At 50.8% G+C, this 3,191-nt stretch carries 3 protein-coding genes; 2 read left to right on the top strand and 1 reads right to left on the bottom strand.

All coding sequences use genetic code 11. From position 1 onward, the window contains the following. The first annotated feature begins 530 nt into the window (after window positions 1-530). Together G6034_RS19285 and G6034_RS19280 are read left to right on the top strand one after the other, a co-directional pair. Window positions 531-1,163 (top strand): hypothetical protein, encoded by a 633-nt coding sequence (locus tag G6034_RS19285; protein WP_176636718.1) that lies wholly within the window; start codon window positions 531-533, stop codon window positions 1,161-1,163. 62 nt (window positions 1,164-1,225) lie between these two features. Then, window positions 1,226-2,527, top strand: a complete 1,302-nt coding sequence (locus G6034_RS19280) for a chymotrypsin family serine protease (protein ID WP_176636717.1) — start codon at window positions 1,226-1,228, stop codon at window positions 2,525-2,527. A gap of 189 nt (window positions 2,528-2,716) precedes the next feature. Here G6034_RS19280 and G6034_RS19275 read toward each other — a convergent pair. Beyond that, on the bottom strand, window positions 2,717-3,191 hold a 475-nt coding region (locus G6034_RS19275; RefSeq protein WP_176636716.1), incomplete at its 5' end, for a transposase.

Genomic DNA, 3,191 nt, shown 5'->3' with positions numbered 1-3,191 from the left:
TATTAAGACGCTGGCCACACAGAAAAGACTTTGCAGTCGCCCTGGGTATCCACCGGCCTGTGGCTTGTCAATTGGATCTGGTCAGAGTCTGTCCGTAGGCGGAACGTTCTAGAAGCGAGGTGACAGCCACAGATGCTTCGTTGGGCCCGTCCGGCGCTTTTTCTAATCCCACCGGCAACGCCGAGACCGGCGTGGAACCTGTAACCAGCAAGCCCCACTAGGACAGCGGACACCAAGTCACAGCCAGCCGCCCCTACAAGAAATGTCAGGTTGCTGGCCTTCCCTATCCATCACGTATCCCGCTTCATGAAAGAATGAGGGTAAGCGCAGAAACACTCGTCATGATGACACCTGGATCATGGGGTTTAAACATGCAAAACGGGTCACAAAATAACAACGAAACTACTGAATATCGCCAAACTGTTGACTTATCGAGTGGAAGAGCCAACACTTTCATCAACAATGAAATCATAGCTCGACTTGCGGGTTGGAAGTAATGGCTCGATCGAACCGGTGGCGAAGGGAGATTTATGAACGGCGTGGCTCGCTGCATTGCAGCAGCAACTATTTCCTTAACGCTCTCACTTTGCGGTTGTTCCGCACACGACGTAAGCCCCGGACCAACGGTATCCCCTCTCAGTGAAAATCCGAAAACAACCACATCTAGTATAAATGAAATACGAATAATAACTCCAGCTTACATCATCGAAACGCCTACGCCAGACATAAAGAAAAAATACGAACTCATTAATTCATACGTTAACTTACATCCAGACGAATTTGGTGGATCGTTTATACCTCCATATGATTCGAGAACAATTCGGATTTGGGTGACTCATGACAAAACTTGGGAGTCGGCAGAGTTTGTCGCTTTAAGGAGAAAACTCGACCCTGAAGGCAAGACCATAGTGCTTGCCGGGGAGGGAAAGTCGATAAAATTCCTTGAGGATCTTCAAGAGCGATTGAAGGATCGATTCTTCGAAGCCGACAGTAAAAAGATTACTTCAATCCTATTTAGTCCAGAATATAACGCGGTCGTTGTTAAAATTCGATACGTAAAGGGGGATCCCGATCTCAATAGGATGCCTCTCGTCATCGAAATTAATAACTTTTCCAAAAATGTTGTTTTTCAGTCTGTCGGCGCTGACACAAGTGGTGGATAGTCACGCTGCGTCGCAATTCCGATAAATTAACCTAATAGTCCTTACATAAGAAGGTCAATACGGTGAAAAAGAGATCAGCACTTTTAGCGCTTGCCTCGGCACTCTTACTGTGTGCGGCAAGCATAAGCGCCTCGATGGCATCCCAACAGTCGAATACCAGTGGCTCTCCGGTTCGAATCTATGTGGAACCAGTTCTCGTCGGGCAAGAGAGCCCGGAACTGATTGAGATGGATGCCAAAGTCAACAGTTACGTCTCGCAGTATCCTAGCGTGTTTTCGGGCACATACATTTCAACAGATTCAAGTGGTTTGACTGTTGGTGTCGTCGACCAAAACGACCCAGCGGCTGATGCGCTCAAAGCTTTGGTAGGAAAACTGGACCCCACTTCAAGCTTTATTACAATCATACCTGCTAGGTACACTTGGAATGATTTAGACAAGATCAGATCATCTATTGTCGATGAATATATGACCGGAGGCAGCGGTGTCTCGGGTGTCGGAGTTGATGCCTCACAGGATGCAGTCCTGGTAGAGGTGCCGCGAGATGCCAGCGGACTGGATCTGACTAATAATCCCATTGCGATCAAATTAACTCAACAATATGGTAGCGCTGTCATGTTCCAAGAAAGTGCCGGTGAAACCTCGGCAACTACTGCGAATAATGACATAAGCCCTCACTTCGGTGGCTCAGGCTACAAATGGTACGACGCCGCTGGATCAGTAGCTAGCGGCTATTGCTCATTGGGTTTCCCCGTCAAGGTCAACAACGTTACGTATGGACTAACCGCTGGGCATTGCCGCCCCGGTTCCGCAACCAATTACGTTAATGCTTACTCCGTTGGCGGCGTCAGCTCATCTTTATATTTTGGCAGTCTGTACACAACTACTTGGATCGGCACGCAAAATACATATGGAGATTGGTCACTTTTGAAAGGATCGGGTTACAACCCATATGTCTATAATGGTCCTGTTGGATCCAGCACTTTTCTGTCAGTTGTGGATGCCTCTTTCTACTACCCATCGGTCAATTCTGGAATGTGTTCGTCTGGAGCCAGAACGGGTCAGATTTGCCGATACAAAGTTTTTCAAACCGGATGGTGCGAGCCATATGACGGTGTAACAACATGTAGTCTCATCAGAATGAAATCAGATCAAAATAATGACGGTTCATACGATTGTGATGGGTGGTATTACGGTGATTCGGGAGGATCAATCTACGCTGGCGCTACGGGAGGGGTCCGAGCTTTCGGTATTGCCAGCGCCATCACCACTGAATGTCCAGCTGCTGGCCGATTCTATTACGCTACCTCTTTGTTTGGTGTGAGTCGATGGAATTCCGGAGCATCAATGCCATTGGCGCCCTAGCCTCGAAATTTCATGAGGCGGGGTTTCTGGTGGATCAGGGCTGACTGTCTGCCTGATGGCTTCTATTTTGGCATTTGGGTGTGACATTGTGGCCGCTGAGCATGGGGCGGTTGTTGGTGACGGGTTCCACGCCGGTCACGGTGGTGCTGGTTTTGCTTCTGTTTGAGTGCGGGCGGGTGGTGGTGCTGGCTATGGTGGGCTCAGCGCGGCGATCTGCTTCAATCCTTTGAGCAGCAGTTGCACATCCGGTGCGGTCGAGGCCAGATGCAAGGTGGTTTGCCGGGCGTGGGCGGCGATTTTCCCGCCGATTTCAAACAGCCGGGCCCGGAGTTTCTTTGGTTCCCAGCGCCTGGCCTTCGTGCCGGTGAACGCGATCATTTGGGTCCAGGCCATGATCTCGGAGGCGAGCATGACCAGATGGCACCAGAGTTCGTTGCCGGCGAAGGCTTGCAGGGGCAGGTTCGCCAATCCGGTGTCTTTGGCATTGCGGATCCGGTCTTCACACCTGGCTCGGAGCCGGTGGCGTACTTCCAGGTCAGCGAGTTGCCCCTTCGCCTGGTTCGTGGCGATCGCTGTGTACCGGTTCCCGTCAATGTCAGTGATCCGCAGCTGCGCCCCCACGTGGGGGATTTCCTTACGAACGATGACCCGCATCCCGGCAGGC

The organism is Arthrobacter wenxiniae, assembly GCF_013376105.1.
GTDB lineage: Bacteria > Actinomycetota > Actinomycetes > Actinomycetales > Micrococcaceae > Specibacter > Specibacter wenxiniae.
Note: the sequence above shows the minus strand (reverse complement) of the source record. Positions and strands in the feature narration are given on the sequence as shown.

Excerpts from the sequence above, each read along its gene's own strand:
- G6034_RS19285 (WP_176636718.1), top strand. The coding sequence starts at position 531 with ATGAACGGCGTGGCTCGCTGCATTGCAGCAGCAACTATTTCCTTAACG.